At 40.9% G+C, this 7,990-nt stretch carries 5 protein-coding genes; 4 read left to right on the top strand and 1 reads right to left on the bottom strand.

Features of this window, described 5'->3' with window-relative positions; translation table 11 throughout:
• The 4 genes from P20311_RS14940 to P20311_RS14925 form a co-directional block, all read left to right on the top strand.
• A partial coding sequence (locus P20311_RS14940) for an NADH-quinone oxidoreductase subunit L (RefSeq protein WP_036985262.1) occupies positions 1 to 1,256 on the top strand: 1,256 nt, incomplete at its 5' end.
• On the top strand, positions 1,253 to 3,679 hold the full coding sequence (locus P20311_RS14935; RefSeq protein WP_008114395.1) for a YbcC family protein: 2,427 nt from the start codon (positions 1,253 to 1,255) through the stop codon (positions 3,677 to 3,679). The genes P20311_RS14940 and P20311_RS14935, both read left to right, overlap by 4 nt.
• A 3-nt stretch (positions 3,680 to 3,682) precedes the next feature.
• Positions 3,683 to 4,480: a DUF6671 family protein gene (locus P20311_RS14930; RefSeq protein WP_008114393.1), complete on the top strand. Its 798-nt coding sequence runs from the start codon at positions 3,683 to 3,685 to the stop codon at positions 4,478 to 4,480.
• A gap of 8 nt (positions 4,481 to 4,488) precedes the next feature.
• Positions 4,489 to 5,496 (top strand): L-threonylcarbamoyladenylate synthase, encoded by a 1,008-nt coding sequence (locus P20311_RS14925; RefSeq protein WP_008114392.1) that lies wholly within the window; start codon positions 4,489 to 4,491, stop codon positions 5,494 to 5,496.
• A 1-nt stretch (position 5,497) separates the two neighbouring features.
• Here the strand turns inward: P20311_RS14925 and P20311_RS14920 are convergent, their stop codons facing one another.
• Positions 5,498 to 7,753 (bottom strand): EAL domain-containing protein, encoded by a 2,256-nt coding sequence (locus P20311_RS14920; protein WP_008114389.1) that lies wholly within the window; start codon positions 7,751 to 7,753, stop codon positions 5,498 to 5,500.
• Positions 7,754 to 7,990 lie beyond the last annotated feature (237 nt).

The raw sequence follows: 7,990 nt of genomic DNA, 5'->3' as shown, positions 1-7,990 counted from the left end.
GGCTATTACTTACCATCACTGCCGTATTAGTTGTGGTTATGAGCAACCACTTAACGCTATTTTGGCTAGGCTGGGTGGCGATAAGTTTAGCACTACATAAACTATTAATGTTTTACCCTGAGCGCCCTCGAGCGGTGCTCGCCGCCCATAAAAAATTTATTGTGGCACGTGTTGCCGAATCCTTATTACTGATTGCATTTGGTATTTTGTGGTTCATTCACAATAGTCTGTACATAACTGATATAACCGCCTTTTATAACACCACCACGCTACCACTGTCTTTTGCAGAGCAAGTCGCTGCTTTTTTAATTGCCTTTGCGGCTTTAATAAAATGCGCTCAACTCCCAATACACGGCTGGCTAATTAAAGTGGTTGAAGTACCCACACCGGTGAGCGCTTTATTACATGCCGGAGTCATTAATTTAGGAGGCTTTTTATTAATTTTATTTGCGCCTTTGTTCATTCAAGCTAGCGCAGCACAATGGTTAATTTTAATTGTTGCTGGCTTAACTACAGTGATCAGCGCATTAATAATGACCACCCGAATAAGCGTTAAAGTTCGGCTTGCTTGGTCTACTAGTGCGCAAATGGGGTTGATGCTGGTAGAGTGTGCGCTGGGGTTATTTGAACTGGCTTTACTTCACCTTGTTACCCATTCGACTTATAAAGCTTTCGCATTTTTAAACTCAGGTAATGGCGTAAATGAAGATCTTATCCGCCGCCATATTCCAAAACAATCACCCGCATGCTTTGCTTGGTTAACAAGTGCGTTAATTTCAATAATAATAGTTAGCGCAGCATGGGTTATTAGCTCTTATCAGGGAGCGGTAAGTATTTGGTTGCTTTTAGCCTCAGCATTAACCATTTTGCTTGCTAATCAGCATGGTACGGCTACGGCTAAAACACGCAGTAAAAAACTGTTAATTGCACTATTAGTGGTCTTTAGCTATGTGGCCGCTAAAAATATCTTTGCGTTTGCACTTCCCCTTGAGCAGTGGCGCGAACCTGCATTTAGCCTAGCCGACAGCTGGGTAATAGCCCTTATTTTAACCTTAATGATAGCAAGCTATTGTTTGCGCTATCAGTCTTGGCGACCTCAGGTTAAGTCATTATCCACTTTATTATTTGCAGGCTTGTATTTGGATGAGTGGTTTACACGATTAACACTAAAAATATGGCCGATAAATTTGCCTAATAATGGCCACACTGATTTAAAAAATCATGCCGCTGGGATCACTATTGAGGAATCAAAATGAGCACTCTAACGCCTTCAGATAATAGAGCACTCTCGCTAAGCGACAGTCAAAATAGCCTACTTAACAAAGTATGCGGTTACATAGCACCAAACTGGCCGTTAGATCAGATGATTGCAGTAAACCCATTTTGGGAAATGCGCCATATGCCAATTGAAGATGTAAGCGCACGACTGGATACCTTATGTAATGCCAACATGCTAATGCCTAAAGGTTTTTATCTGCAAAAATATAACTCCGGCATAATTACCGACAAACACTTAGCTGATGCCGCAACGCTACTTAATAGTGACTTTAATAAAGAGCAATTATTACAAACGCTTAAGATTGATGTGCCATTAGTAGACTGGCACAACATTGCTGATTTACTCGACCAACAACGTAATAAGCATAAAATGGCTTGGCATGATGAAATTACTCATCAGTTAAGTCAGTTTTGTGCTGCGCATTATCAACAACTCGGTCCTATGCTGCATCGTAATGATACTCAAGCCCCATCTGAATTATATCGCCATTGGCTTACTGTTATTCAAGCTGATAAAGGCATTAGCATTGTTATGGATGAACGGCATTTAAATGGCTATTTTAAGCAATTACCCACATCCGCTGATGAACTAATTGCACTGACTCTTAAAACGCTTAACATAGATAATGACTCGTTAGAGTTATACGCGCACTCATTGCTCTTAGATATTAACGGTTGGGCATCGTGGCTTGCGTATTTACGTTTTCAAGGTCAGCTTTACGACACCCCAACAGATGAGATGAAGCAACTTCTAGCCATGCGCATGGCATGGGACTTAGTAATTTGGCAATACCTGACCGATCACGATAGTGCTACATTTAAACAACTGCAAAGCCAGTGGCAACAAGAAAAGGCGCTTGTTGTTGAGCGCTTACATGCACATAAATTAGCACAAAAGCCATTATGGGTGTGGGCAAAAGCAATGGAACTCAGCTTTCAATATCCGCTTAATGAGGCTCTGCAAACCGCGACAAAAGCCCCCGTGACAAACGCTCAATTACAAGCAGTGTTTTGTATTGATGTTCGCTCGGAAGTGATTCGCCGTGCGCTAGAGTCTCAAAGTCAACATATTGAAACGTTTGGCTTTGCCGGTTTTTTTGGTTTACCGCTGGAATATCAAGAAAATGGCAGTGCTATTACTCGCCCACAGCTCCCTGGGCTACTTAAACCGGCTATACATGCCACGCAAACTCACAAAGACGCGACACTTGAAGCATCACGCCAAAATAGTGCCACATGGCAAAGCTGGTCAAAATCGGCCCCTTCATCGTTTTCTATGGTTGAGTCAGCAGGCTGGCTGTATGCATTTAAATTAATAAAAAATACCTTTTTATCTAAAGGCGATGCTAAAAAGTGCACTCCGACTGACTGGCAATTAACACAAAACCAGCAACAACTTACCCTAAAAGACAAAACCGATTTAGCCCAAAAAGTGCTTACAACTCTAGGTATAAAAGAGTTGGCACCACAGGTAATGTTAGTGGGTCACGCTAGCCATACAACTAATAACTTACACAGTGCTGGCCTAGATTGCGGCGCCTGTGGCGGGCAAAGTGGTGAAGTTAATGTGCGAGTACTCGCAAGCCTACTTAACGATTCCCAAGTACGTCAAGCGCTTAAAACTCGGGGACTCACACTGCCAGAAAATACCCAGTTTATTGCAGCCATTCATAATACAACCACAGATGTGATCACCACCTATGATGCTCAACTGGATGATAATCTAAAAAAATTGCTCAGTGTGGCAACGCAAACAGCTCAGCAAGAGCGCTTAGTTAATATAGAACCAGAACTGGTTGATAAATCAGCGGATGAAATTAATCACGCTTATCATCAACGTGCCCGCGATTGGTCGCAGGTGCGCCCTGAATGGGGGCTTGCAAATAATGCCGCCTTTATTGTCGCGCCGCGCGCATGGACGCGAAATATTAACTTACAGGGACGCTGTTTTTTACACGATTATGAGTGGGAAAGCGATGGCGACTTTGCGATATTAGAGCTTATTATGACTGCGCCTATGATAGTCACCCATTGGATCAATAGCCAATACAATGCCTCGGTTAACGACAATCACAAATACGGCAGTGGTAATAAAATACTTCATAATGCGGTGGGCGGTAACATAGGCTTATTTGAAGGTAACGGTGGCGACCTGCGCATTGGCTTGGCCATGCAATCGCTACACAATGGCGATAAATGGATGCACGAACCTATTCGCCTCAATGTATATATTGCTGCGCCACAATCAGCAATCTCAGCAATTTATAACAAGCATACGATGGTGAAGGAACTAATTGATAACCATTGGCTAACACTCATTCGTTGGGGCGATGACAATACGCTAGAGCGCTTTGAAAATGGACACTTCACTGCAATTGCTCTCTCTACAGAGCGAGTATAATTTATGTTAAAAGCCGTCATTGCCACTAAACATAAAAAGGCACCTTTGATCGCTCCTGCATTAGAACCACTTGGCTATAATGTGGTAACAACCAGTCTATTTGATACCGATACGCTTGGGATGTTTACTAATGAGGTGCAGCGTGATTGCAGTGCCCAAACAGCGGCACTAATAAAAGCTCAACGCGCATGTGAACTCACTGGCGAGCAATGTGGGCTTGGTAGTGAAGGCAGCTTTGGAGGTGGGCCATACCCTGGGTTAATGAACTGGGATGAAGAAGTAATTTGTTTTTACGATAAGCGCACTAATACTGCTATTTATGGACACGCTGGCGGGCCATTTTCACCCAGCAGCTTAGCCATTAACAGCGAGACTAACGTTGAATCAATCACGACTGCATGCCAGCGCTATAAAGAGCAACACTGGATACTTGATGACACTCAAACACTTTATAAAGGGCTAAGCTTTGAAAGCTTGGTTGCTTTATTTACAGAAAAATCGCCCAAAGCCGGCATAATCACGCCGGATTTAAGAGCCATGTATAGTGGGCAACGCCAAGCTATTATTCGCCGCGCTGCCGAGGACTTAGCAAGACGGTTGGCATCAAAATGCCCACAATGCCAGAGTGCTAACTTTGTTGCTAAACAGCTCACTAAAGGCTTGCCTTGTGAGCTGTGTAACATGCCCACACAACAAGTAAAATCAACAACCTCTTTGTGTGATTGCTGCGGCTATAACCATATTGAAGCGAATGAAAAACACGTTGCTGATGCAACATATTGCCAGTTTTGTAATCCTTAAGAGTTATTATGACATCATTACAACCAACTCAATTATTAAATACTGAAGAGCGTATTAACCAAGCCGTTGCATTATTAAAAGCCGGCGAATGCGTCGCTTTACCCACAGAAACTGTTTATGGTCTAGCTGCAGATGCGACTAACAGTGGTGCCGTAGCGAAAATATTTACCGCGAAAGGACGCCCAACAAATCACCCGCTCATTGTGCATATTCCCAATCAGTCGCATCTACACAATTGGGCAAAAAATGTAAATAAGGCAGCCATCACGCTTGCTGATGCATTTTGGCCTGGCCCACTCACCCTAATTTTAAATGCTAAAGATAATTTAAACAGTCCGGTAACAGGCGGTTTGCCCACCATTGGGCTTCGCGTGCCTGCGCACCCTGAGTTTTTAGCGGTATTAAAGCAATTAAACACCGGTCTTGCAGCTCCCTCGGCTAATCGCTATAAGCAATTGAGTCCAATCAGTGCAGCTCATGTAATACGCGATTTGAATGGTCGAATTAGTGCGGTATTACAAGGAGGTGAATGTAATGTAGGTATTGAATCGACCATTGTAGATGCAAGCTCACAGCAGTTACGCATATTACGCCCAGGGCCAATTTCAGCAGCTGATATTTTGCAAAAAACCGGACTGCATGTCAGCACACCACATTCACATAACGAAGTGGTACCGGGTAATGTAAAAGCGCATTATCAGCCTAATGTCCCTGCCATGTTGGCTAATACTGAAGATTTCGCTAAAATTTTAACTGAGAACTCTCAGGGTAAAAGTCACTATTTAATCTATTCGACTCAAGTGCAACAGCAATTATTAGCGAGCGACATTCCATCCGAACGTATTACTAAGCTAAGTAGTTGCCCTATTGAATACGCTAAAAATATGTATAAAGCACTGCATCTTATTGATGAGAAAACACCATTGAATATTTATATCGAAAAACCGCCAGTAGGCAGTGAGTGGGCTGCAGTGAATGACCGACTTAGTCGCGCCACCACAGTATTTGTAGGATAAGTTAATTAACCGTTAGGTATTCAATAACCGTTGCTGCTGCCACTGGTTTATAAAAGTAATACCCCTGAAAGCGTTTACAGCCAATATCCACTAACATATCAAACTGTGCCTGTTCTTCCACGCCTTCAGCTATAACACTTAAGTTATGGCTGTTGGCAATGGCGATAATACTTTGCACCATACTGTTAGACTTAGGGTCTATTAAAATATCATCTACAAAGCTTTTATCTATTTTCAGTTCATCTATGGGTAAGCGCCTTAATAAACTCAGTGATGAATAACCTGTACCAAAATCATCCATCGAGAAGCGTATCCCTCTAGATTTTAAGCTATTTATCGTATCAATCACATGCTCAAGGTTATCCATAAACAGTGACTCTGTAATTTCTAAGATTATACTTTGCGGGGCAACATTGTGCGCCTCTATACTTTGCAATAATGTTGTAATGAAAGCACTGCTTTGAAATTGCATCACTGAAATGTTGATTGCTAATTCAAGAGGGGTATCGCTGTGTTGTTGCATCTTTGCAAATTCACTAATAGAACGCGCTAAAACAAAGTCACCTATTTTAAATATTAAATCACTTTGTTCTGCAATAGCAATAAACTCGGCAGGTGAAACCATACCCAATTCACCGTCATGCCAACGAATAAGTGCTTCCATAGCATGGATTTTTCCCTGTTCATTCACTTGGCACTGATAGGCCATAGAAAATGATTGTTCACTTAGCGCTACATTTAATCGCTCTTCTACTTTTAAACGGCGCAAATAAGCTTGTTTTATATCTGCATGGTAATGGCACAGCCATTGCCCTGTATCTTTTGCCCATTGATTAGCCAAATGCGCACTGCGGACCAGCTTACTTTTGGTTATGCCATGCTCTGGGTAGTTGGCCACACCAACACTCATATTTAAAGGACGTTCGGTATTTTTGGTTTCATATTGTTCAATAGAAGATGCTAATATTTGTTCAAAAGCGTGCCTATTTTGCTCATCCGATAAATGCGGTGTAATAATGCAAAACTCATTACCACTGTTTCTAAAAACTAGGTATGGAACTGCGAATGTAGCTTGCAACATTGCGGCATAGGCTTTAATTGCCTTATCGCCATACTCCATACCAAAGCGATTATTCATTGAGCGTAAATTGGTAATGTTTATGATTGCTAGACTAAAAGATGTCTCTTTTTTTGCTTCAAAGCTATCACGCAGTGCTTTTCGATTGGGTAACTTTGTTAAATCGTCGTTCCGAGAAAGGTAAAACAGTTCATCAACTCGTTTTTGCTCAGCACGAGCAATAAACCTAAAACCAAAATATAACACCGTACAAATCAGTAAGTAGATTAAAAAGTACCAGCATACCTTCCAATAAAAGACGTTTTTTATTGGCTGCATTGCCCGATTTGAGAGTGTCCATAATTGATAGCGATTATCAAATTTTGCAGATGTTAAATAAGGCTTACCACCTACATGTGTATCAATACTAAACACCTCTTCTGAGGATTTAAATATTTCTTTATCCTTGCCTGTTTGCTTTATCAAAGCATTATCAGATAACCCTAATGCCTGCTTAATTTTGGTTTTTGTATAGCTAGCTATATCTGCATCTTTTACGGAACTGTATTGAATAAAACCATCAATTTCTCTTGCTAGCATTATGTAATCGTCACTATTACTTTGCAAAATATTGAGGTATTTAGCGCCTCTTGATACCGCCATCCCTGCAGTCATTACAGCAATCACAGTGCCACTTTTGTCTCGTAATGACTTCCTTATTGGAATAACCCATTCTTGTAACGATAGATTAAAATAAGTTTGCCCTAACACCATTTTGTCTGAGCTAAGGGTTTGTGAAAAACTTTGGCGGGTTTTTTCATTTTCTTTCAGATTAATCATTGTTGAGGCATTTAAATTTGAGCTGTAGTAAATAATTTCCCCTTGGGGATTAAACAGTCCAAAGCCTAATAACACAGGATTCTCTAGTAAAATATTGTCGAGAAGTTTAATTGTTGATGTTTTTTCGGTTAAGTTATTGTTTGAAAGGATGTCTCTGCCAATTAAATCCAGCATAAGTTCTTTATTTCTAAGGGTGCTTTTAAGTGCTTGCGCAGAAAATTCGACACGGTTTTGGGAGCTTGTGCGGTATTCTTTTTCGATATTTCGCCATTCATAAGCCAACAAAACGCTTAATAGGACTAGACCGCCCAATAGCAAAAAACAAAAGAGTTTCCATAAATTATTTTTTATTAGTGCCATCTAATTTCTCACAACCCGTTTGGTAGGTAGTGTGTTATGTATTTGGGCCCTTAAATGCACTTTATGGCTAGCTTGGTTTTTTTTCAAGCTGTTTTATTGCAAAGTTGAGAAAAACACATAAAAAAAAGCCCATTATTTAACATTAAAAATAAAATAAATTAACAATAAAGTTGGTAAGTGTTTTATTTTATTGTTAAGACAAGGCTCGTATACATTTGAACCCGGTAAACTGTATTT

It is taken from the genome of Pseudoalteromonas sp. BSi20311, from assembly GCF_000239875.1.
GTDB lineage: Bacteria > Pseudomonadota > Gammaproteobacteria > Enterobacterales > Alteromonadaceae > Pseudoalteromonas.
Note: the sequence above shows the minus strand (reverse complement) of the source record. Positions and strands in the feature narration are given on the sequence as shown.